The 22,705-nt window shown below is 64.7% G+C and carries 24 protein-coding genes; 10 read left to right on the forward strand and 14 right to left on the reverse strand.

The features are described from left to right. The 3 genes from H146_RS19405 to rpiB form a co-directional block, all read right to left on the reverse strand. Window positions 1–326: ISAs1 family transposase (locus H146_RS19405; RefSeq protein WP_156826823.1), on the reverse strand; the 326-nt coding region annotated here is incomplete at its 3' end. Window positions 327–376: 50 nt separating this feature from the next. After that, entirely contained in the window at window positions 377–784 is a 408-nt protein-coding gene (locus tag H146_RS0113510; protein ID WP_019952415.1) for a sugar-binding domain-containing protein, read from the reverse strand. Between the two features lie 142 nt (window positions 785–926). Then, window positions 927–1,403, reverse strand: coding sequence for a ribose 5-phosphate isomerase B (rpiB, locus tag H146_RS0113515; RefSeq protein WP_083920884.1), 477 nt, complete (start codon window positions 1,401–1,403; stop codon window positions 927–929). 356 nt (window positions 1,404–1,759) lie between these two features. On the opposite strand from rpiB, the gene H146_RS0113520 reads away from it, so the two are divergent. The 3 genes from H146_RS0113520 (at window position 1,760) to tkt (ending at window position 6,478) form a co-directional block, all read left to right on the forward strand. Beyond that, window positions 1,760–3,475: a dihydroxyacetone kinase family protein gene (locus H146_RS0113520; protein ID WP_019952417.1), complete on the forward strand. Its 1,716-nt coding sequence runs from the start codon at window positions 1,760–1,762 to the stop codon at window positions 3,473–3,475. 63 nt (window positions 3,476–3,538) lie between these two features. Continuing rightward, entirely contained in the window at window positions 3,539–4,303 is a 765-nt protein-coding gene (locus H146_RS19410; protein WP_019952418.1) for a triose-phosphate isomerase family protein, read from the forward strand. Window positions 4,304–4,483: 180 nt separating this feature from the next. Then, on the forward strand, window positions 4,484–6,478 hold the full coding sequence (tkt, locus tag H146_RS0113530; protein WP_019952419.1) for a transketolase: 1,995 nt from the start codon (window positions 4,484–4,486) through the stop codon (window positions 6,476–6,478). A 100-nt stretch (window positions 6,479–6,578) separates the two neighbouring features. On the opposite strand, the gene H146_RS0113535 is transcribed toward tkt, so the two are convergent. After that, window positions 6,579–7,631, reverse strand: a complete 1,053-nt coding sequence (locus H146_RS0113535; RefSeq protein ID WP_019952420.1) for a class I fructose-bisphosphate aldolase — start codon at window positions 7,629–7,631, stop codon at window positions 6,579–6,581. Between the two features lie 217 nt (window positions 7,632–7,848). On the opposite strand from H146_RS0113535, the gene H146_RS0113540 reads away from it, so the two are divergent. Together H146_RS0113540 and H146_RS19415 are read left to right on the forward strand one after the other, a co-directional pair. After that, the gene (locus tag H146_RS0113540; RefSeq protein ID WP_019952421.1) at window positions 7,849–9,018 is read left to right on the forward strand and encodes a phosphoglycerate kinase; all 1,170 of its coding nucleotides are present in this window, start codon (window positions 7,849–7,851) and stop codon (window positions 9,016–9,018) included. Window positions 9,019–9,135: 117 nt separating this feature from the next. Continuing rightward, the gene (locus H146_RS19415) at window positions 9,136–9,582 is read left to right on the forward strand and encodes a hypothetical protein (protein ID WP_019952422.1); all 447 of its coding nucleotides are present in this window, start codon (window positions 9,136–9,138) and stop codon (window positions 9,580–9,582) included. Between the two features lie 60 nt (window positions 9,583–9,642). Here the strand turns inward: H146_RS19415 and dld are convergent, their stop codons facing one another. Together dld and H146_RS0113560 are read right to left on the reverse strand one after the other, a co-directional pair. Next, window positions 9,643–11,385 (reverse strand): D-lactate dehydrogenase, encoded by a 1,743-nt coding sequence (gene dld, locus H146_RS0113550; RefSeq protein ID WP_026351987.1) that lies wholly within the window; start codon window positions 11,383–11,385, stop codon window positions 9,643–9,645. 175 nt (window positions 11,386–11,560) lie between these two features. Further along, on the reverse strand, window positions 11,561–12,409 hold the full coding sequence (locus H146_RS0113560; protein ID WP_019952425.1) for a TraX family protein: 849 nt from the start codon (window positions 12,407–12,409) through the stop codon (window positions 11,561–11,563). Window positions 12,410–12,512: 103 nt separating this feature from the next. Here H146_RS0113560 and H146_RS0113565 point away from each other — a divergent pair, with 103 nt between their 5' ends. After that, a complete protein-coding gene (locus tag H146_RS0113565; RefSeq protein ID WP_019952426.1) occupies window positions 12,513–13,562 on the forward strand; it encodes an oxidoreductase in 1,050 nt (349 codons plus the stop codon). Here the strand turns inward: H146_RS0113565 and H146_RS0113570 are convergent. From H146_RS0113570 to H146_RS19420, 6 genes are all read right to left on the reverse strand, one after another. Beyond that, window positions 13,559–15,049, reverse strand: coding sequence for a protein adenylyltransferase SelO (locus H146_RS0113570; protein ID WP_019952427.1), 1,491 nt, complete (start codon window positions 15,047–15,049; stop codon window positions 13,559–13,561). The genes H146_RS0113565 and H146_RS0113570 overlap by 4 nt on opposite strands. Window positions 15,050–15,146: 97 nt before the next feature. Beyond that, on the reverse strand, window positions 15,147–16,205 hold the full coding sequence (locus H146_RS0113575; protein WP_019952428.1) for a metal ABC transporter substrate-binding protein: 1,059 nt from the start codon (window positions 16,203–16,205) through the stop codon (window positions 15,147–15,149). A 40-nt stretch (window positions 16,206–16,245) separates the two neighbouring features. Further along, window positions 16,246–17,121 carry a metal ABC transporter permease gene (locus H146_RS0113580; protein WP_019952429.1) on the reverse strand — a complete coding sequence of 292 codons (876 nt, stop codon included), beginning with the start codon at window positions 17,119–17,121 and terminating at the stop codon, window positions 16,246–16,248. Then, window positions 17,121–17,915 carry a metal ABC transporter ATP-binding protein gene (locus H146_RS0113585; RefSeq protein ID WP_026351988.1) on the reverse strand — a complete coding sequence of 265 codons (795 nt, stop codon included), beginning with the start codon at window positions 17,913–17,915 and terminating at the stop codon, window positions 17,121–17,123. Before H146_RS0113585 ends, H146_RS0113580 begins: the two co-directional genes overlap by 1 nt. Next, complete coding sequence (locus tag H146_RS21470) at window positions 17,912–18,079, reverse strand: hypothetical protein (RefSeq protein ID WP_019952431.1); 168 nt, start codon at window positions 18,077–18,079, stop codon at window positions 17,912–17,914. The genes H146_RS0113585 and H146_RS21470 overlap by 4 nt, the downstream gene beginning before the upstream one ends. A gap of 95 nt (window positions 18,080–18,174) precedes the next feature. Beyond that, on the reverse strand, window positions 18,175–18,462 hold the full coding sequence (locus tag H146_RS19420) for a DUF4235 domain-containing protein (RefSeq protein ID WP_019952432.1): 288 nt from the start codon (window positions 18,460–18,462) through the stop codon (window positions 18,175–18,177). Between the two features lie 79 nt (window positions 18,463–18,541). Between H146_RS19420 and H146_RS0113600 the strand changes: the two genes are divergently transcribed. Both H146_RS0113600 and H146_RS0113605 read left to right on the forward strand, forming a co-directional pair. Further along, window positions 18,542–19,216 carry an alpha/beta hydrolase gene (locus H146_RS0113600; protein ID WP_019952433.1) on the forward strand — a complete coding sequence of 225 codons (675 nt, stop codon included), beginning with the start codon at window positions 18,542–18,544 and terminating at the stop codon, window positions 19,214–19,216. A gap of 184 nt (window positions 19,217–19,400) precedes the next feature. Continuing rightward, window positions 19,401–20,075 carry an alpha/beta hydrolase gene (locus H146_RS0113605; protein WP_019952434.1) on the forward strand — a complete coding sequence of 225 codons (675 nt, stop codon included), beginning with the start codon at window positions 19,401–19,403 and terminating at the stop codon, window positions 20,073–20,075. A gap of 3 nt (window positions 20,076–20,078) precedes the next feature. On the opposite strand, the gene H146_RS0113610 is transcribed toward H146_RS0113605, so the two are convergent. Together H146_RS0113610 and H146_RS0113615 are read right to left on the reverse strand one after the other, a co-directional pair. Beyond that, the gene (locus tag H146_RS0113610; RefSeq protein ID WP_019952435.1) at window positions 20,079–21,533 is read right to left on the reverse strand and encodes a sodium:solute symporter family protein; all 1,455 of its coding nucleotides are present in this window, start codon (window positions 21,531–21,533) and stop codon (window positions 20,079–20,081) included. Continuing rightward, window positions 21,526–21,729, reverse strand: coding sequence for a hypothetical protein (locus tag H146_RS0113615; RefSeq protein WP_019952436.1), 204 nt, complete (start codon window positions 21,727–21,729; stop codon window positions 21,526–21,528). Before H146_RS0113615 ends, H146_RS0113610 begins: the two co-directional genes overlap by 8 nt. 327 nt (window positions 21,730–22,056) lie before the next feature. Here H146_RS0113615 and H146_RS20790 point away from each other — a divergent pair, with 327 nt between their 5' ends. After that, the gene (locus H146_RS20790) at window positions 22,057–22,272 is read left to right on the forward strand and encodes a type II toxin-antitoxin system RelE/ParE family toxin (protein WP_245558744.1); all 216 of its coding nucleotides are present in this window, start codon (window positions 22,057–22,059) and stop codon (window positions 22,270–22,272) included. 141 nt (window positions 22,273–22,413) lie between these two features. Continuing rightward, a complete protein-coding gene (locus H146_RS0113620; RefSeq protein WP_281169623.1) occupies window positions 22,414–22,695 on the forward strand; it encodes a HigA family addiction module antitoxin in 282 nt (93 codons plus the stop codon). Window positions 22,696–22,705: the final 10 nt, after the last annotated feature.

Raw genomic sequence — 22,705 nt, forward strand, 5'->3', positions numbered from 1 at the left:
GCCACCACCTGGGGTGAGACGCCGGGCAGTACACTGTCAACCCAACGGCGAAAGGCGGCTTCGAACTCTCCGGGGTTCATCAGTCCAAAGAGGCGCGCGAAGGTATCGTGCGAGGGAATTCCGTTGGGCAGGGTAAGGTACTGGCGCAACCATGGCAGCTTCTCCCTGGCCCAGAACTCGATCTCCTCGAACGTGTCAGTGCCGACCAGAATGCCGCAGGCCGCCACGGTCAGCACCTCCGGCAAGGAGTGCTGAACCTTGCTGGACTGGCGGGGATCGGTGACGGCGACGAAAACATCCATGATGGGCTTTGGGGACTGGGGCATGAGGGAACTCCGAACAAATGCCTCAGCTATACCGATTCACACGTGATTCTTCAAATGCGATCGATTATCGACGTGCGATCGCCCTGGGTCCCCACATTGCGCCCCATCCCCACCGCCACGATAGTGCCGTCCTCCAGGGTACGTGTCAGATGGTCGGCCACCAGACTCGATACGGCGTGGCGCTGCACCTCGGCGTCAACATGATCGAGAGCGATCAGCGCGCGGCGAATACCGAAGCGCTGTATCAGCGCCTGCTCGATCTCGGCCGAGACCGCAGGGTGCTGGCGCACCCTGACATCGACGATGCCCTCTGCCTGGGCACGTTTGAGCATCCGCCCGACCTTGATGCGCGACATCCCCAGCCGACCGGCGATCGCCTCCTGGGTTTCGCCCTGCACATAGTAGAGAGTGGCGATCTCGGTCATCATCTCGATGTCGGGGTCGATGCGCTCGTTCATTACTGCCACTCCGCTGGCGAAACATCCAGGGGATGATGCCGAATATCTGTTGAACCGGTATAAAAACGGCGCATCACCCGGATGCGCCGCGGCGCCGCATCGCGCCGGCACGGCTCAACGCGACGTTAATGGCACCAAAGCCCTACCGGCCGGTACCCTGCTCCCGCTCGTACGCCTTGATACGGTCGACCTTGGCCTGCGAACCGCCGCCGCTGAAGTCGCTTTCAAGGAATGACTCGGCGATCTTTTTGGCCAGCTCGATGCCGATCACGCGCGCGCCCATTGTCACGATCTGGGCGTCGTTGCTCTTGCGCGCACGCTCGGCAGAATAAGTGTCGTGCGCCTGAGCGGCGCGAATGCCCGGCACCTTGTTGGCCGAGATCGCCACGCCGATACCGGTACCGCAGATCAGGATGCCGCGATCGAAGCGACCATCATTGATGGCTTGCGCCACGGCGAAGGCAATGTCGGGATAGAGCACCGGCTCGGCATCATGGGTACCGAAATCCTCTACCTCGTAGCCCAGCGAGCGCACATGCTCGACCATTACCTGCTTCATCTCATAGGCCGCTTCATCACAGCCCAGCGCCACGCGCAATGTTTTACCCGCTGCTGTCATGTCTATCTCCCGGTGTGAAACACACCCTGTTGAGTGCTCCGCAACAGGTTACGCCAGCCGGATCATATGAACAAAGACAATTCAAATGAAAGTATCATCGCGCTTTGGCCGAACGGGATGACAATGGAATAAAAAATACAAAACAATCAATACATTACAAAAACATCCTGCTTTATCGCACCAGAGACGCCGCTCCTTTAAACCAAAGTCGCATGCGTCTGTCGCCTGCATAGCGCTAATATGGCCCCATTGGATCTAACAAATGAACAAACCGGGATCATATTATCGTTAACGACCGGCGCACAGCGCGCCAACGACGATATTGCGATCCCGTTGCCATCAGGAGTAAGTCTGCCATGACGCGCCTTTATAATGATCCTGCTGCTTTCGTCGATGAGGCGACCGAGGGCTTCGTCGCCGCCTACCCGCTGCGGGTGCGTCAGGTGCCCGGCGGCGTGATCCGCAGTACGCGCAGCGAACCGGACACGGTGGCGGTGGTGATCGGCGGTGGCTCCGGCCACTATCCGGCCTTCGCCGGCCTGGTCGGCCAGGGGCTGGCCCACGGCGCTGCCATGGGCAATCTGTTCGCCTCGCCCTCCGCTCAGCAGATCTACTCGGTGGCGCGTGCCGCCAACAACGGCGCTGGCGTGCTGCTGAGCTACGGCAACTACGCCGGTGACGTGCTGCACTTCGGCCAGGCGCGCGACCGGCTGATCAACGACGGCATTCCCTGCGAGATGGTCAAGGTCATCGACGACGTCTCCAGCGCCGAGATTGACGAAATCGACAAGCGCCGCGGCATCGCCGGCGACCTCACCGTGTTCAAGATCGCCGCCGCCGCCGCCGAGGCGGGCTACTCGCTTGACGAGGTCGTGCGTGTCGCCGAACACGCCAACCTGCGTACCCGCTCCTTCGGTGTCGCCTTCGACGGCTGCACCCTGCCCGGCGCCGATGACGCCCTCTTCCACGTTCCCGAAGGCAAAATGGCGGTGGGGCTGGGCATCCACGGTGAGCCCGGCATCAGCGAGCAGGCGATCCCCAGCGCCGACGAGCTGGCCGAGCTGCTGGTCGAAAAACTGCTTGGCGAGCTGCCGGAGGGCGTCGACAGAGCCGAGGGCGCACGCGCCTCGGTGCTGCTCAACGGTCTGGGCACCATCAAGTATGAAGAGCTTTTCGTGGTCTATCGCCGCGTCAATCAGCTGATCGAGGAGGCCGGCATCACCATCGTCGAGCCCGAAGTGGGCGAGCTGGTGACCAGCCTCGATATGGCCGGCGCCTCCCTGACCCTGTTCTGGCTCGACGACGAGCTGGAAAAATTCTGGGCCGCACCGGCGGATACTCCCGCTTACCGCAAAGGCAGCGTTACCACCAGCGAGCAGCTCGACGCTACCGAGCTGGACATTCCCGACCCGGACGACCTGCCAAAGGCGAGCAGCGAATCGCGTGAGGCCGCAGAAAAAGTGCTGGCGGCACTGGAAGCCACGGCCAGGGTGGTCGAAGAGAACGCCGAGGAGTTCGGCCGTATCGACGCCGTGGCCGGCGACGGCGATCACGGCATCGGCATGCAGCGCGGCAGTCAGGCCGCGCTGGAGAAAGCGCGCGAGCTGAAGGAGCGCGACGCCGGCGCCGGCAGTCTGCTGCGCATCGCCGGCGACGCCTGGGCCGACCGCGCCGGCGGCACCTCCGGCGCCATCTGGGGCGCGCTGCTGCACTCGCTGGCGATGGCCATGGGCGACGACAAAAAGCCTGATGCCGCCACCATCGCACGCGGCGTCGAGGAGGCACTCGACAACATCATGACCTTCGGCAAGGCGAAAGTCGGTGACAAGACGCTGGTCGATGTGCTCTCGCCCTTCAGCGACACCCTGAGTGAGCGGGTCGAGGCCGGCGACGCCCTGGCACAGGCCTGGCAGAAAGCCGCCGAACGCGCCGACGAAGCCGCGCAGGCGACCGCCGACCTCAGGCCGAAGATCGGTCGCGCCCGGCCGCTGGCGGAGAAGAGCCTGGGCACACCGGATGCCGGTGCCGTATCGCTCGCCATGATCGTCAGGGCGGTGCAGGATGTGCTCTAGCAGCCTGTCGGGTGGCATCATATGCCGCCCGGCATGTTCACTGCGGAAAAGGAGCCTCTGCCCATGAGCCACGAACCGATTCTGATCGGCACCAGCCTCAAGATGTATTTCGGCTATCATCGCACCCTGGAGTGGTGTCGCCGGGTGGCGGATGTCGCCGGCCGCCATCGAGCAGTCACCGAAGGGCATGTCGAACTCTTCGTACTGCCCTCCTTTCCGACGCTGGCGCCGGTACTGGAGATCTTCGCCGCAACGCCGGTGGCGGTGGGCGCCCAGCACGTTGCCGCTCAGGCTTCAGGCGCCTATACCGGTGAGGTCAGCGCGCAGATGCTCGCCGAGATGGGCTGTCGCTACGCCGAAGTGGGCCACGCCGAGCGCCGCCGCCTGTTTCACGAGGATGATGCCGACATCGCCGCCCGCACCGGCGCCGCCCTGGCTCAGGGCCTGACCCCGGTGCTGTGCGTCGGCGAGGCCGAGCGCGGCGACCCCGCGGCAGCGGCCAGTGAATGCATTCGCCAGGTCGATGCGGCGCTTTCGGGCTACGGCCAAAAACCCGACTCACTGGTGGTGGCCTACGAGCCGCACTGGGCGATCGGCGCCGCCGAACCCGCCTCCAGTGCCCACATCAGCGCGGTCTGCGCCGAACTACAGCGCCATCTCGATGCGCACTATGGCGGCGCGGTAATCTATGGCGGCAGCGCCGGTCCCGGGCTTCTGACCCAGCTGGCCGGGGCCACTCGCGGCATGTTCCTGGGCCGCTTCGTTCACGACGCCACCGCCTTCGAGACCATTTTCGACGAGGCGTTGAAACTGCGTGGTGTCCTCTGAACCCAACGTTGTCGGCCCGGAAAGCAGCCGGGGGGCGACATCATCGCCGCATGACGCTACTCTTTTCAGGACACGTCTTTCAGACAACGTAGCGCTGAACCACCGGTCGCCGGGCCGATATGGCATGGCCCGACGACCCTTTCTCGACATCCACCACCAGGGCAGGGAGTCCAACGAAATATGAGCTCGCGTCGCCACCTCGCCAATGCCATTCGCGCCCTCTCGATGGACGCCGTACAGAAGGCCAATTCCGGTCACCCCGGGATGCCGATGGGCATGGCCGACATCGCCGAAGTGCTGTGGAACGACCATCTCAAGCACAATCCGGCCAATCCCGACTGGGCAGATCGTGACCGTTTCATTCTCTCCAACGGCCATGGCTCGATGCTGCACTACTCGCTTTTGCATCTGACCGGCTATGACCTGCCGATGGAGGAGCTCAAGAACTTCCGCCAGGTCGGCTCGAAAACGCCGGGCCACCCGGAGCACGGCCACACCGCCGGTATCGAGACCACTACCGGCCCGCTCGGTCAGGGCCTGGCCAACGGTGTCGGCATGGCGGTCGCCGAACGTACCCTCGCCGCTCAGTTCAACCGCGACGGCTTTGATATCGTCAACCATCGCACCTGGGTATTCGCCGGCGATGGCTGCCTGATGGAGGGCATCAGCCATGAAGCCTGCTCGCTGGCCGGCCACCTGGGACTGGGCAACCTGATCGTCTTCTACGACGACAACGGCATCTCCATCGACGGCGAGGTCAAGGGCTGGTTCTCCGACGACAGCGCCGCCCGCTTCGAGGCCTACCACTGGCACGTGCTGCGCGACGTCGACGGCCATGACGCCGAGCAGATCAACGCCGCCATTCGTGAGGCAAAGGAAGTCACCGACAAACCCACCCTGATCATCTGCAAGACGGTGATCGGCTTTGGCTCGCCCAACAAGGCGGGCAAGGAAGAGAGCCACGGCGCCGCGCTGGGCGAAGACGAAGTCGCGGCCTCGCGCAAGGAACTGGGCTGGGACTACCCCGCCTTCGAGATTCCCGACGACGTTTACAAGGCGTGGGACGCCCGCGACGAAGGCAAAAAGCGCGAAGACGCCTACAAGGAGAAGCTCGCCGCCTATGAGAAGGCGCATCCGGAACTCGCCAGGGAGCTCAAGCGCCGCTACAGCGGCGAGCTGCCGGCCGACTTCGACGGCGACGCCCTGATTCAGCGCGCCCAGGAGAAGATGGAGACCACCGCCTCGCGCAAGGCATCGCTGGGCGTGCTCAACGAGCTGGCCCCCGAACTGCCGGAGCTGTTCGGCGGCAGCGCCGACCTCGCGCCCTCCAACCTGACGCTGTGGGAAGGCGCCCAGGCGGTCAGCAAGGAGAACTTCAAGGGCAACTACCTGCACTACGGCGTGCGCGAGTTCGGCATGGGCGGCATCGCCAACGGCATCGCCACCCATGGCGGCTTCATTCCCTTCGATGCCACCTTCCTGGTGTTCATGGAGTACATGCACAACGCCGTACGCATGTCGGCGCTGTCGCACACGCGCCTTATTCACGTCTTCACCCACGACTCCATCGGCCTGGGCGAGGATGGCCCCACCCACCAGCCGATCGAGCAGATGTCGGATCTGCGCAACCTGCCCGGACTGGCCACCTGGCGCCCCTGCGACGCCACCGAAACGGCCGCCAGCTGGGTCGAGGGCATCAAGCGCGAGCACGGCCCCACCGCGCTGATCTTCTCGCGCCAGAACCTGCCGGCGCAGAAGCGTGACCATGAGCAGGTGAAAAATATTCGCCGCGGCGGCTACATCCTGCGCGACTGCGACGGTCAGCCGGAGCTGATTCTGATCGGCACCGGCTCGGAGGTCGACCTCGCCATGCAGGCCGCCGAGCAGCTCGACGGCAAGGGCCACAGGGTGCGCGTCGTCTCCATGCCGTGCACCAGCCAGTTCGACGAGCAGGACCAGGGCTATCGCGATTCGGTGCTGCCACCCTCGGTGCGCAAGCGCCTGGCGATCGAAGCGGCCATTCCCACAAGCTGGTACAAGTACGTGGGCCTGGACGGCGACGTCTTCGGCATGACCACCTACGGTGAGTCCGGCAAGGGCCCGGATCTCTTCAAGCACTTCGGCTTCACCCCCGAAAAGGTGGTCGAGCGCGCCGTGGAGCTTTTGAAAAGCTGATATCGAAGACGAGCCGCTGTACGTCATTGACGTACAGCGGCCGATAAAAAAAGGGCCCGGCGGTATACCGCCGGGCCCTTTCTTTTGATCCAGAATTCCCTCAGGCGACGCTGACGCTGTCGTCCAGATAGACATCCTGGATGGCGTTGATCAGCTCGACGCCCTCTTTCATCGGCTTCTGGAACGCCTTGCGACCGGCAATCAGCCCCATGCCACCGGCACGCTTGTTGATCACCGCGGTACGGACCGCCTCGCCAAGATCGGAGTGGCCCTTGGAACCGCCGCCGGAGTTGATCAGCCCGGCGCGGCCCATGAAGCAGTTGACCACCTGGTAACGGGTCCAGTCGATCGGATTGTCGGTCAGCAGCTCGTCATAGATGCGGTCATGAGTATGACCGAAACCGATCGCCCGGTAGCCGCCGTTGTTCTCCGGCAGCTTCTGCTTGACGATGTCGGCCTTGATGGTGGCCGCCAGATGGATCGCCTGGCTGGTGAGGTCGGAGGAGACGTGATAGTCGGTGCCGTCCTTCTTGAATTCGGGGTTGCGCAGGTAGGACCACAGCACGGTCACCATGCCCAGCTCGTGGGCACGCTCGAACGCCTCGCTGATCTCCTGGATCTGGCGGCGGCAGTCCGGCGAACCGAAGTAGATCGTCGCGCCCACCGCAATGCAGCCCATATCGAAGGCCTGCTCGACCTGGGCGAACAGCGTCTGATCGTAGATCGGCGGATAGGTCAGCGTCTCGTTGTGGTTGAGCTTGACCATCATGGGGATGCGATGCGCATAGCGCCGCGCCACCGAGGAGAGCACCCCGAGGGTGGAAGCGACGCAGTTACAACCCGCCTCGACGGCCAGCTCGACGATATTTTTGGGATCGAAATACTGCGGATTGGGCGCAAAGGAGGCACCGGCGGAGTGCTCGATCCCCTGGTCGACCGGCAGAATGCTCACGTAGCCCGTGCCACCCAGTCGGCCATGATCGAAAAGCGTCTGCATGTTGCGCAGCACGACCGGCGAGCGATCGCTCTCCGTCATCACCCGATCGATAAAGTCGGGGCCCGGCAGATAGAGATCCTGTTTGGGGAAACCGGCACAGGTATGGCCCAGCAGACTATCCGCTTCCTTGCCCAGCAGGCTGGCGATATCAGTCATTTACATCATCCTCTCTTCAAATATCCCGCGAAAACCCCTTCCACTATAAAGCGCCGGGCGCGGCGACGCATCCATCGCCGTGGCGAGGGCGACACCATCGCGCAGACACCACCAGGGGCTGCCCTGCTATGATGAAAGCCGGTTTTGTCGAGCCACGTAGCGTACGACCCACGGCTCGTTTTTCGTCAAAGGGTGTTTTCATCAAAGGAGAGTTCACATGAACGTGCGCAAGATGTCCGAACTGGAGCTCGGCGGTCAGCGTGTGCTGATTCGTCAGGACCTCAACGTGCCGATCAAGCACGGCCGGGTCACCTCGGATGCCCGCATCCGCGCCAGCCTGCCCACCATCCGCACGGCACTGGAGCACAATGCCCGAGTGATGCTGATGAGCCACCTCGGCCGCCCTACCGAAGGCGAGCCCAACGATGAAGAGTCGCTGGCGCCGGTGGCCCACCATCTCGGCGAACTGCTGGGCATGAAGGTGCGGCTGGTGAGCGACTATCTCGAGCAGGACCCGCAGGTGCAGGAAGGTGAGGTCGTGCTGCTGGAGAACGTGCGCTTCAACGTCGGCGAGAAAAAGGATGACGAGGCGCTGGCGAAGAAGTACGCCAGCCTCTGCGATGTCTACGTGATGGACGCCTTCGGCACCGCCCACCGCGCCCAGGCCTCCACTCATGGCGTGGCGCGCTTCGCGCCTGCCGCCTGCGCCGGACCGCTGCTCTCCTCCGAACTGGAGGCACTGGAGAAGGCGCTGTCGACGCCCAAACGTCCCATGGTCGCGGTGGTCGGCGGCTCCAAGGTGTCGAGCAAACTGGAAGTGCTCAACGCCCTCTCCGAGAAGTGCGATCAGCTGATCGTCGGCGGCGGCATCGCCAATACCTTCATCGCCGCCGCCGGGTACAACGTCGGCAAATCGCTTTATGAAGCCGACCTGGTCGATCAGGCGAAGGCGCTGATGGAGAAGGTCAAGGTGCCGCTGCCGATCGACGTCATCGTCGCCAACGAACTCTCCGAGGAGGCCACCCCGGTGACCCGCCACCTCGACGAGGTGAAAGACGACGAGATGATCCTCGACGTCGGCCCGCAGACCGCACAGAGCTACGGCGCCGCCCTGCGCGAGGCCGGTACTATCCTCTGGAACGGCCCGGTGGGCGTATTCGAGATCGACCAGTTCGGCGGCGGCACCCACGCCATGGCACAGGCCATCGCCGACAGCGACGGCTTCTCGATTGCCGGCGGCGGCGATACCCTGGCGGCGATCGACAAGTACGGCGTGACTGACGACATCTCCTATATCTCCACCGGCGGCGGCGCCTTCCTCGAGTATGTCGAGGGCAAGACGCTGCCCGCGGTCAGCGCCCTGCGTGACGCCGCCAAACACGGCTAGTCGCCTTTTGCAGGCCATTGCATCCGCGCCCGTCGCCCGTGGCGGCGGGCGCGGTAATTTTTGGCGCTGCCGGCTCGCGGCGGGTACACTCGCCGAAACTGCTGACAATGGCCAATAATGAGCCAACCTTCCTTTCGCATTGGCGCCCTGCCCAATACCGCTGCCCTCGTAGAGGGCGCGGTATGGGTCGGCTACGCCTGGAGCGCGCAGTGGACCCTGACTCGCGGCGACAGTCTCGTCTTTCTGATCGCCTCCCTGCTGCTGCTGTGCGGCGCCCTGACATCGCTGATGTGGCGGCCCATGCGGCTGACGCTGGCGCGCTACAGGGCACGCAAGCGACGCACTGAAATGTGGATGCATATCCTCTACCCACCGCTATTGCTGGCACCGCCGCTGTGGTGGCTGCTGGAGCGACTGGTCGGCGACCTGCCCGCCGTCCAGCAGTGGACGCTCGCCTGCCTTTTGATGACCACCGGCTGGATGGTGTTTCTGATCTCGGTGGTGATCAAACAGCTGATCGGCTACTACCGTCGCTCGCTGGACAACTACAGCGCCGAGGAGTAGCGCGGCGCCGCCCGCCAACATCGCTCCGCGGGCGATGCGCGCATGGTGACTGCTGCCCCCTTACCCCTGCACCTCGTTGGCCTCGGCCGAGGCCCAGTGGCGGCACTTGCTGGTATGCCCGATGCCCGGGTTGAGCGCGTTGCAGGGATCCAGCTCGCGATAGAAACGCTTCAACTGCGGCTTGGCGTCATAGAGATGGCCGACATTGTGCTCGGCGGGATACTCCGCACCGCGCTCATCAAGCAGCGCCCACATGCGGTGCTCCAGCGCCTCGACGTCGTTGCCCCGCGCCACGATGTAGTCCTGATGCAGGACATGGCAGAGAAAGTGCCCGTAGTAGAGCTTTTTGACCAGCTTGCTGTCGATCTCCTCGGGCAGTGTCTCCATCCACTCCCGCTCGTCGCGCCGCAGCGCGATATCCAGCGCCAGGATATCCTCGACGCTGTCGCGGTGCATGATGCGGTAACGCACCGCCGCCCCCGCCGCTGCGAAGCGGTGCAGGAAGGCTTTCGCACCGTCCTCGGCACTGCACTGGAAATAGTCGCCCTCATGGCTTTCAAAATGCGACGCCAGCAGCGCGCGCGTCGGCTCGGCGATATCCGCCGAGACCTTGAGCAGCAGATGGTGTTCGAAGCGGTCGCGATAGCCTCTCAGACTGGCCGGCAGATGCGAAGGGAAGAGCTGACTCAGGCGCTGCAGCAGACGGTCGGAGAAGTGATCGGGCAGCAAGCCGACGCGCTCGCAGAGCGCGTCCAGACGGCTCTTGAGGGCGAAAAAGCGCGGCAGACGCGCCGTCCCCAGAAGCCGTACGGCCAGAAAGGTATCCTTGCCGTAGACCTCGGCCACATCGAAGGCCTCGCGGTGCATGTATTCACCGGATATCGGCAGCGTGTCGAGCTCGACCAGCAGGCGTCGCCGCAGCTCGGTCAGCGCCTGAGTGTCGTTGGTACCGATATAAAAGACCTGCGGGTCCCTTTCGCGTTCGAAGGTATCCAGCCGCAGGGCAAAGACCATCAGCCGCCCCGCCGAACCGGACGCCTCATAAAGCCGCCGTTCGTCGGCGTTGAAGCGGGCCGGCGTAGGGGCATCGACGTCACGCACGTGGTGGTCATAGTCGGGGTCGGAGGCGGCGGCCCCGCAGTGCTGGATATCCGCGTCGGTAAAATCACCGCGCTCCAGTCGCCCAAGGATCTCCTCGGGCGAATCGCCCAGCGCGATGCCCAGATGATTGACCAGCCGCAGCTGGCCGTCGGCCTCCAGCCGGGCGTGCACCGAAAGCTCGGTATAGGCCGGACCTCGCTTGACCAGCGCGCCACCGGAATTATTGCACACGCCGCCGAACACCGAGGCGCCGAGACAGGAAGAGCCGATGACCGAGTGCGGTTCACGCCCCAGCGGCGCCAGCGCCTTCTCCAGCTGATCGAGAGTGGCTCCCGGCAGGCAGAGCGCCTGGCGCCCCTCCTCGATCAGCCGGATATGGGCAAGGCGCAGCGTATTGACGATCACGATGTCGCGGTCATAGTCGTCACCATCCGGCGTCGAACCACCGGTCAAGCCGGTATTGGCGGCCTGAGTGATGACGATGCAATCGCCCTCGATACAGGCCTTGAGCACCTGCCACTGCTCAATGAGCGAACCCGGCCGTACCACCGCCAGCACGCTGCCACCGCCAAAGCGGTAGCCGTTTTGAAAGCGCCGCGTACGCGACGCCCCGGTGAGAACGTGATGACTGCCGACGATATGCCCCAGCGTTTCGAGAAGACGCTGCCTGTCAGCAGTTTCCGTGTGTCGAAGATGGTTCATGATGGTGATCCCGCTATAGACCGATATCACAATCCCGAGCGGTACGCTTTCACCGCTCACTCCACCCCATACTGCGCCATCACCAGCTGCGGGTCGATGCGCGTATCGAACCCGTTAGCAGCCCTTGTCACCGGCAGCAGACGCAGAAGGGATACGGGCATGACGGGTTCCTTGTTCATCCGTTGGCCAGCCAGAAGGGCAGATAGACGATCAGCGCGATAATCGCGAGGTGGCCGGGATACCAGCCCAGCCACAGCCAGCGCGGCATTTTCAGCGCCCGCGGCAGGCGTGGCGTCACGCTCGCCAGCCCCGCTGCCAGCAGCAGCACCGCCAGACTGGTGGCGAAAGCGATGCTCTTGCTGACGCTATAGTAGTTGAGCTGGGCGGTAATCCACAGCACCGGCAACCCGGCAAGCCAGGCCCAGATACGCACCACGCCGCTGTCGAAATGGCGATAGCAGGCCATCGCCAGCATGAAGGTGGGCACCATCAGCACACCGAAGAAGCCGTACTCGAGGCGCATGTTGTAGCGCTCCAGCAGCGGCACCAGCAGATAGAGCGCCAGCAGCAGGGCAGACGCACCGGCGGTATGAACAAGGCGACGGCGCAGCTCACCGGCCGGCAGACGGTAGACATGGCAGAACCAGCTTCCCAGCAGCAGACCGAGGGTGAGGGTAAAGCAGACGTTGATCATGATGACGCTGGTAAAGCGCGGCATCATCACATAGGGCAGCTGGGCGATCACGCCGATCACCAGAATACGGCGGGCATAGCGCAGCGGGTTGCGGGTGTCGAACAGGCCGTGCCATGCCACCATGGCAGCAAACAGCGGAAACGCCACCCGGCCGATGGTGCTGCTGGCCCAGCTCAGCTGCCACGACAGCTCGTTGGAGAGCGCATAGCGCACCACATGGTCGGTGGTCATCGAGATCAGCGCCAGCCACTTGCCCCAGTCGGTCCAGTGCGAAGGTGCCCTTGCCATCCTGTTATGGTGCGATGACGTGGCGGTGGCAGTATCGGTCATGGGCTCTCCACTTCGATTGGATCCGGCTGACGTCGGCACTTTACACCATAGGGCGGCGCGACCCGCATCGAAAGCTGCCCGGCCTGAAGAAGAGAGGAAAATCATGGCCTTCCCATCTCCGGTTGATACCATCAATGTCCTGCTGGTCGGCTACGGCATGATCGGCCGGCTGATGCATGCCCCGCTGATCGACAGCGTCGCCGGCCTTGAACTCCACGCCGTGGTATCGAGCCGGCCACAGGCGGTACACGCCGACCACCCGCAGTTGCGAGTATTCCAGACCCTCGACGAGGCGCTGCGTGACGCCGATATCGCGCTGGTGGTGATCGCCACCCCCAACGACAGCCACGCGCCGCTGGCGCACAGGGCGCTGGCCGCGGGGTGTCATGTCATCGTCGACAAGCCCGCCACTCTGGATGCCGATGAGGCACGGGCGCTGGCCACGGCCGCCGCATCACGCGGGCTGATGTTCAGCGTCTTCCACAACCGCCGCTGGGACGCCGACTTTCTTACCCTCAAGCGGCTGATCGCCGACGATGCGCTGGGCGAGATCGGCCGCTGCCATATGCACTACGACCGCTTCCGACCCGAAGTGCAGGACCGCTGGCGCGAACGTCCCGGTCCGGGCAGCGGCAGCTGGTACGACCTCGGCTCACACCTGGTGGATCAGACGCTGGTCCTGTTCGGCCGGCCGCAGGCGGTGTGGGCCGAGCTGGCGGCGCTGCGCCCGGGCGGCGACACGGTAGACTTCTTTCACGTCGTGCTGCACTACCCGCGCCACCGGGTAGTGCTCGAAAGCCATGCGATGAGCGCCAGTAATGCCCTGCGCTACGCCGTCGACGGCCGCCGTGCCAGCTACCGCAAAAGCGGACTCGACAGCCAGGAGCAGAGCATGCGCGACGGCGGCTACCCCGGTCAGCCGCAGTGGGGCCTGGACCGCGAGCGCGGCACGCTGACCCACGGCGACGGCACTATCGAGTCGGTGGAAAACGCAACCGGCGACTACCGCTGCTTCTACGCCAACGTCGCCGCTCACCTGCGTCACGGCGAGGCGCTGGCGGTTACGCCGGCCCAGGTGATCGACGTCATGCGCGTCATCGACGCCGCCATCGAGAGCAGCCGCAAGCGGCGCGAGGTGGTGCTGAGCGGTTAGGTCCCACAGAAGGTCCGAAACACCCTCTCATCCGGCGCTGCCGGAAGCGTCCAGGCCTCGCGCCCGGGCTGCGCCTCGAAGGGCCGGGCAAGCACTTCGCGCAGCGTCTCGAAGGGGCCGAAGTCACCGTCGACGGCCGCCGACAGCGCCCGCTCGACCTGATGATTGCGCGCAATATAGAGCGGATTGACGGCCTGCATGCCCGCCGCGATCGTTTCACTGTCGCCCGCTTCACGCGCCAGCCGCGCCCGCCAGTCGTCAAGCCACGCCTCGATACCGCTGCCGGCATCGAACAGCGAGAGCAGCTCGCGCTCCGCCGCGCGGTCGCGGGCCACCTCACCGAGCTGGCGAAAGGTGAGCGTAAAGTCGGCGCGGCCGGCCTTCATCGCCGCCAGCAGGGCGTCGACGAGATCATGATCGCCCTCTTCTTCAGGGCCCGTCAGCCCCAGTTTGGCGCGCATCAACACCAGCCACTCGTCGGCGTAGATCGCGCTGAAGTCCTGTACCACCTCGGTGGCCCGTTCGATGGCGCGCTCTTCGGAGTCATCGATCAGCGGCAGCAGCGTCTCCGCCAGCCGCGCCATGTTCCACTGAATGAGAGTCGGCTGATTGCCATAGGCATAGCGGCCGCGCTCGTCGATGGAGCTGAACACCGTGGCCGGGTCGTAGCGCTCCATGAAGGCACAGGGGCCGTAGTCGATGGTCTCGCCGGAAAGCGTGGTGTTGTCGGTATTCATCACCCCATGAATGAAGCCCAGACTCATCCAGCGCGCCACCAGCGCCGCCTGACGCCGCTGTATCGCTTCGAGCAGCGCAAGATAGCGCTCGCCCTCGGGCCGTTCGGCGGCTTCCGGCAGCAGTTCGGGATAGTGACGCTCGATAACGTGATCGGCCAGCAGCCGGATCGCCTCGGCGTCGTGGCGAGCGCCGAAGTATTGAAAGGTGCCCACGCGAATGTGGCTGGCCGCCACCCGGGTCAGCACTGCCCCCGGCTCCAGCGTGCGGCGCATCATCCGCTCGCCGCTGGTCACCGCCGCCAGCGAGCGGGTAGTGGGCACGCCAAGGGCGTGCATCGCCTCGCTGACGAGGTATTCACGCAGCACCGGCCCCAGCGGGGCGCGACCGTCGCCACCGCGCGAGAAGGGAGTCCGCCCGGCGCCCTTGAGCTGAATGTCACGCAGCCGCCCGTGGCGGTCGGTGACCTCGCCCAGCAGCACCGCGCGGCCATCGCCAAGACGCGGCACAAAATTGCCGAACTGGTGGCCGGCGTAGGCCTGCGCAATCGGCTCGGCTCCCTCGGGCAGCTCATTGCCGGCCAGCAGTGCAGCCAGCCGCTCATCATCCAGACCGCTGCGGTCGATGCCCAGCTCCTCGGCCAGCGCGTCGTTGAAGGCGATCAGCCCGGGAGCCGCCACCGGGTCGGGGCGGAAGGGTTCGAAAAAGCGCGCCGGCAGGCGAGCGTAATGAAGGGTGAAATCGGCAAACATGGTGAGCACTCCGCGGGCTGCTGCCCCTGTACGAAACATCTACCCGCAGAGTAGTTCAGACCCCGCCCGGCGGACCAGGCGGGGCACGCGACGATCTTCAGTCGTCGCCTTTCATGCCACTGACCAGCTGCTCGATGTTGTAGTGAAACATCTGCAGATAGGTCGGCGCCGGGCCATCCGGCTCGGAGAGCGCGCCGGCATAGAGCGTACCGCCGGGACGCACACCGGTGGCACTGGCGATCTGCTCGACCAGCCGCGGGCTGGTGGCATTTTCGAAAAAGTAGCTGTGTACGTTATCGGTGCGAATCTGCTCGATGATACGCGCAACATCCTGCGCCGAGGCCTCGCTGGCAGTGGTAATGCCCTGCGGCGCGAGAAACTCGATGCCGTAGCGCGCGCCGAGATAGCCAAAGGCGTCATGGGAGGTGAGCACCTTGCGCTGGTCCGCCGGCACGCTGTCGACCTGTCCGCGCGCCCACTGATCGGCCTGTTCAAGCTCTTCACGATAGGCCTCGCCGTTGGCGCGATAGGTGTCAGCGCCGGCAGGGTCGACCTGCGACAGCGCCGCCACGATATTGTCGACCCACACCTCGACGTTGACCGGATCGTTCCAGACATGAGGATCGGCACCATCATGGTGATGGTGGCCCTCATCGCCGCCGTGGTCGTGACCCTCGTGCGCATGGCCTTCATCGCCATGGCCGTGATCGTGACCCTCGCCGCCGTGGTCGTGGCCCTCGTGCGCCTGACCTTCATCGCCGTGATCATGGCCTTGAGCTTCACTGCCATGGTCGTGGTCATGGCCACCCGCCATCTCGCGGGGCTCGATGCCCTCGGAGACTACTACCGGCTCGCCGTCGTAGCCAGAGGCCGCGATCATGCGATCCATCCAGCCCTCCAGCCCCAGGCCGCTCATGAACACGATATCCGCGCTGCGCAGCGCCTGCACATCCTGCGGCGTGGGTTCGAAAACATGGGGGTCGCCGTTGGGACCCACCAGGCTGGTCACCTCGACACGCTCACCGCCGACCTCCTTCACCACATCGGCCAGCACCGTAAAGGTGGCCACCGCCTTCACCTCGGCGGCCTGCGCCACCGCCGCCGCCAGCGGCGTCATCGCCAGTACCGCGCCCAGGCTCCATGCTTTGATGTTCATCGCCACTCTCCTTATTCAAGGTTGAAAGAAACCGCACCGCTCAGCCGGCCAGATGAGGGCGCAGACGCCGCTGGCGCAGCACCCCCAAACGACCGAACAGAAACGACAGCAGATAGATACCGCTGGCCGACAGCACGATCGCCGGCCCCGAGGCCACCCCCAGGTGGAAGGAGACGATCAGACCGATCAGACCGGCGACGAAGGCGACCAGCATGGCGGTCAGCATCATGCCCGGCAGGCTGACCGCCCAGAAGCGCGCGGCGATCGCCGGCAGCATCATCAGCCCCACCGCCATCAGGGTGCCCAGCGACTGAAAACCGGCCACCAGATTGAGCACCACCAGCAGCAGAAACAGCACATGGTAGAGATAACCGCGACCGCCCACCGCGCGCAGATAGCCGGGGTCGAAGCACTCCATCACCAGCGGCCGGTAGATCAGCGCCAGCAGCACCAGGGTGAGCGAAGCGATGCCGGCGATCAGATAAAGCGCACTCGGATCGATCGCCAGAATGGTGCCGAACAGCACGTGCAGCAGATCGACACTGGAACCCCTGAGCGACACCAGCAGCACGCCGGCCGCCAGCGAAGTGAGATAGAAACCGGCGAAGCTGGCGTCCTCGCGCACCAGGGTGGTACGGCTGACCAACCCCGACAGCAGCGCCACCGCCAGCCCTACCACCAGTCCGCCCAGCCCCATCGCCGGCAGCGACAGGCCGGCGACCAGAAAGCCGACCGCCGCGCCCGGCAGCACCGCGTGGCTCATGGCGTCGCCCACCAGACTCATGCGCCGCAGCATCAGCAGCACGCCCACCGGCCCGGCGCCCAGACCCAGCGCCAGACAGGCCACCAGCGCGCGGCGCATGAAGCCGAAGTCGACAAAGGGTGCCAGCAGCCAGGTGTAAAGCGTCTCCAGCATCAAATCGGCTCCTGTGCAGCCAGGGCGGCACAGGAGGGGGCGTTCTCCTGCCAGTGCTCGGTCATCATATTGGCGCGCGACAGCGCGTCATCGTCGATCACCCACGCGGTCTCTCCCCAGGCGATCGGCTCGCGCGCCAGCAGCAGCGTCTGCGGAAAGTGGCGGCGCACCTGGCGCAGATCGTGGAGCACCGCAATCAGGGTGCGCCCCTGGCCATGCCAGCGCTGAATCAGTTGCAGCAGGTCCTGGGTGGTACGTTCGTCGATGGCGTTGAAGGGTTCATCGAGCAGGATCACCGGCGCGTCCTGCAGCATCAGGCGGGCAAACAGCACGCGCTGGAACTGGCCGGCGGAGAGTTCACTGATACGCCGCTGCTCGAAGCCGGCCAATCCCACGTCATCCAGCGCCGCCAGTACACGCGCCACGTCGCCTTTTTTCATGCCGCCGAACAGACCCAGCCGGTGCCAGTCGCCCATCGCCACGGTGTCGAACACGCTGAGCGGAAAGCTGCGGTCCACCTCGGCAGCCTGCGGCAGATAGCCGTAGTGGCGCGGTGACAGACCGCCACGATCGATATGGCCCTCGCCGACCACCATGCTGCCGGCCAGCGCCTTGATCAGGGTCGACTTGCCGGCACCGTTGGGGCCAATGACGGCCGTCAGGCTGCCCGGCTCGAAGCAGCCGGAGAGATGATGCACCGCCGGGTGGCGCTGATAGGTGAGGGTGACGTTATCCAGCCGGATGGGCGCCGGAGCGCTGTTGCCCCGCACGGACCGGGTAGGGTGATGGCTCATGGGGTTGCCACCGCCCAGCCCACCGCCAGCCACAGCAGGGCGATACCCGCCAGCGCCAGCAGCAGACGCCACCACACCGGCGCTGTCAGCAGCGAACGGCGGCAGCGCTTCAGGCGCAGATCGGAAGAGGCGGGAGGCGGGTTATCGCGGGAAGAAACAGGCATGGCAGAGGCGTCATCGATAAAGTGTTATACAATATCATTTCACGAACGCCGTGAGTTGTAAATTGCCCGTATGGCCTCTCCCCGCGACGCCGCGATCAATCCTCGATGCGCGCCAGCAGCCGCTGCCCGCGTCGCGTACGACGCACGCGGCGCATACCGCTGGAGGCCGCCTTCCAGCCCAGAATACGCGCCATGCCCACCGTCACCCCCGAGGCAGCGCCCCACAGCAGTGCATCGCGCCAGCGCACACCGGGCTCGTCGGGATTGACCGGCGGGGCGAGCAGGTGGCGGCGCGAGGTGCGCTTGAGCAGCTGACGGGTCGCCACGCCGGTGACGATCGCCGTAGAGGTGCCGACCAGCGTCCAGAGCGTTTCGGGTTTCATCTTTGCACTCCTCGGGGTTATGTTCTCCCCAGCATGGTCGAAGGCGGGCCATACCACCAGTTATTGCCAGGGGCGCCCCATGACCGATCAGCCACCCATTGTCATCGAACCCGCCGGCACGCCCAGCGCCGTGGTCATCATGCTGCACGGCCTGGGCGCCGGCGGCAGCGACTTCGAACCGCTGGTGCCGGCGCTCGACCTGCCCGATGCATCGGGGGTGCGCTTTATTCTCCCCCACGCGCCGGTACTGCCGGTAACCCTCAACGGCGGCATGACCATGCCGGCCTGGTACGATATCAGGCGTGCCGACCTGGACCGCGAGATCGACGAGGCGCAACTGAGGGACTCGGCGCGCTACGTGCAGCGCCTGATCGACGAGCAGATCGCCGCCGGCATCGACAGCGAGCAGATCGTCGTCGCCGGTTTCTCGCAGGGCGGCGCGGTCGCCTACGAGGCGGCGCTCTCCTGTCCCGAACCGCTGGCCGGAGTACTGGCACTGTCGACCTACTTCGCCACCGCCGACTCGATTACCCTCAGCGACGCCAACCGCGGCCTGCCGATCGCTATTCACCACGGCAGCCAGGACCCCATCGTCGATGAGCGCCTCGGCCAGCGCGCCGCCGAGCGGCTGGAGGCACTGGGCTACAGCGTCGAGTACCACAGCTGGCCAATGGCGCACACCCTGATCCCCGACCAGCTCCCGGTACTGCGCGAATGGCTGCTGAAACGGCTGGGCGACGGGCGGGCGCGGTAGTGCCACCGGCGAGGGACCACAGTATGAGACGTGCCAGGCCGGCAGAGGGATAACCGGGCGAACACGAACGTCGCCAGCAGCTTAAAACGCTAGACCAAAGAGCGCATTTTCACTATTGCGTACTGGAAAGTCCTGGGCGCTGCGTCATGCTGAGGGTATTCGTCCATCTCATGAGGCGACTGCCATGTCTCTTGCCCGCTCCTCGGTCATTGAACCTGCCGGTGCCGCCGACGCCTGCGTTATCTTCCTGCACGGCCAGGGCAGCAGCGGCTACGGCTTCGAGCCGCTGATCCACGCGCTGGCCCTGCCACCGGGTAGTCAGGTGCGCTTCGTACTGCCCGGCGCGCCGATTCGACCGCTCGACTGCCGCGGCGGCGAAGCCGCTGCCGCCTGGTACGACGCCAGTGTCGGCGAGACTGTCGGCAGCATCGCCGCGGCGCAGATCGATGCCGCCGTTGCCGAGGTCCAGGCACTGATCGGTGAGGCGCTCGAAGCCGGCATCGATGCCGGGCGCATTATCGTCGGCGGCTTCGGTCAGGGGGCGGATATCGCCGCCCGCGCGGCACTGGCCTACCGCAAGGGGCTGGGCGGACTGATGCTGCTGTCGCCGGAGCTCTCCTGCCCGCTCGGTGAATGTCACAGCGCCAACCGCTATCTGCAGATCACCCTGCACCATGGCCGGCGCGACCGCCTGATGGCAGAGGCCAGCGTGCGTCGCTACGCCGACCGGCTCGGCCGGCTTGGCTACAACGTCGACTACACCGCTCACGACATGGGCAATCAGTTCTGCGCCGAAGAGCTTAAGCACCTGCGCGCCTGGCTGATCGCAAGACTGGTGCGCACCCGGCTGGTGGCCTGATCCCTATCGCCCGGGGCGACGGCCGGCGATGCGAATGAAGGTTTCGGCCTCGGCGGGCGCGCGCCCCGCCAGGCTGACCGCCACGAACAGTAACACCGCCAGCGGCAGCCCCCAGATGCCCGCCGGCAGCCCCAGCGGCCGGTAACCGCTGACAAAGCTCAACACCACCAGCGCCCCGGCGCCGATCACGCTGACCAGCACGCCGGCCGCCGTGCCACGGCGCCAGAAGAAAGCGCCGACGATTGCCGGCACGATCACCACCAGCCCGGCTGACGAGGCCACCGACAGCACCGCGATCAGATCGAGGCGCAGCTCGGCAAAGGCCAGCGCCAGCAGTGCAATCAGCGGCATCACCCACTTGCCGGCGGCCAGTTGGCGCTGTTCGCTGCGCTCACCGCCACCCTGCACGTCGCGCGCCACCATTGAGGCGAGCGTCAGCATGATGGAGTCGATGGTCGACACCGCCGCCGCCAGAATGCCCACCATTACGATCACCCCCAGCAGCGGCGGTACATAGTCAGAGGCCAAAAGCGTCGGCGTGGCGCGATCAGCGGCGGTCAGGTCAGGAAAGGCGACCAGCGCCGAGAAGCCCCACAGCACCGACACCAGGGTGTAGATAAAGCCGAATATCAGAAAGCCCAGCAGCATGCGGCGCATGGCACCGAGGCTTTTGGGCATGAACAGACGCTGGCTCACCTGAGGGTTGGAGAGGCTGAAAAAGAACCAGGGAATGGTCAGCGACAGAAAGGTCACCAGACTGAAGGTGTCACTGCCGGGCACCGCAAGCGACTGCGGATGCTCGGCGGCCAGCCGCGCGAAGAGCCCACCGAAACCGCCCAGTTCAATCACCACCAGCAGCGCCACCAGCGTCGAGGCAACGATCATGAAAAGCGCCTGCAGGGCGTCGGTCCACATCACCGAGCGAATACCGGCGATCCCGACGAACACCAGCGCCAGCACGGTCGCCACCAGTACCCCGGTGGTGAAGGAGATGGCGCCACCGCTCATACCGGAGAGCAGATAGCCCACCCCGGCCAGCTGTACCGAGGCGTAGGGGATCAGAAACAGGCAGCTGGCGAGCGTTACCGCGACGGCCACCGGCCGACTCGCGTAGCGCCTGCCCAGCATCTCGCCGGGCGAGACAAAGCCGTAGTGGCGCCCCACCGCCCAGAAGCGCGGGCCGAACACCGCTACCAGCGACACCCCGGCGAAGTAGATGATCTCGAAGCCCAGCGCGCCCACCCCGCCGGCGTAGGTCAACCCCGCCAACCCGACCATCATGAAGGCGCTGTAGGTGGTCGCGCTGTAGCTCAGCGCCGACACCACGCCTCCCACCCGCCGACCGCCGAGAAAGAACTCCGTCATGCTGGTGGCGCGCCCGGCGCGGGAAGCCCAGGCAACCGCCAGTGCCGCGACCAGATAGAGCGCCACCGCACTCCAGATCAGCGTCTCACTCATGATCGCTCTCCCGCTCGTCGGCATCGACGAAGCGCCGAGTGATCAGCACATTGGCGACGATGACCAGCACGCCCATCAGCGTCCACAGCAGAAAGCTGCCATACCAGGCCTGCACGCCGGAGAGCGGCCCGAAGGGCAGCACCACCCCCAGCAGCACCAGCACCCATACCGACCAGATCCAGCGACTCGTTGTCATCCGTTGCGTGCCTCGGAGCGTCTATTGAAAAGAGGCACAGCATAGCGCGATGGGGTTATGTTCGAAACAAGCAAAAGAAGGTGAGCACCATTCGCCTCGGCCGGCGGCGCGTGTCGCTCCTGCTTTTGATAGAGAGGCTGCCCCGCGCCCGCGGGGATCGACTGCGGCGGTTTTTTTGTGCCTCGCCATCCCTGGCGAGCACCCTTCGGGCCGCCTGCGGCGTCAACAATCACTCCCGGCGGTTTTTTGCGCCCAACCCTTATTTTGACACCTGTAACTTTACACTATACAATAAAGGAAAAATAACAACGCAAGAGGTAGAAATGGATGATCGTTAATTTCAAACACAAGGGGTTGAAAGATTTATACAAAAAGGGGACGACAAAGGGAGTACAGCAAAGCCACATAAAGAAGCTTCGGCGCATATTGGCAAATCTGGATGAGGCAAAAGCACCGCCCGACATGGATTTTCCGAGCTACAAACTCCATGAACTGGAAGGAAAAAGAAAAGGAATCTGGTCAGTTTGGGTCAATGGAAATTAGCGAGTGACGTGGAAGTTTTCAGGCAGCGACGTGGATATTGTCAATTATGAGGACTACCACGGGAAGAAAAAGTAAAGGTAGTCCCGAAAGGGGCCGATCTGGCCGACATCATGAATTGTGAGAGGTAATTTAGTCATGGCCATGTTTAATCCGCCGCATCCTGGTGAGATATTGCGCGAAGATGTACTCGAAGCGCTGGATCTGAGTGTCAGCGAAGCCGCCAGGCATCTCGGTATGACTCGCGTCCAGCTCTCCCGGGTCGTCAATGAACACGCCGGCATCAGCCCCGATCTGGCAGTGCGTCTTGAACGTGCAGGTATCAGTACCGCAAGGCAGTGGATGGCGCTGCAGTCGGCCTACGAGCTGTGGCAGGCCGATCACCGCGAACAGCCTGAAATAGGGAAGCTCGCCGCTACGGCTTGATCAACAGTCA

Origin of the sequence: Kushneria aurantia DSM 21353, assembly GCF_000382245.1 — a bacterium.
GTDB classification, from domain to species: Bacteria; Pseudomonadota; Gammaproteobacteria; order Pseudomonadales; family Halomonadaceae; genus Kushneria; species Kushneria aurantia.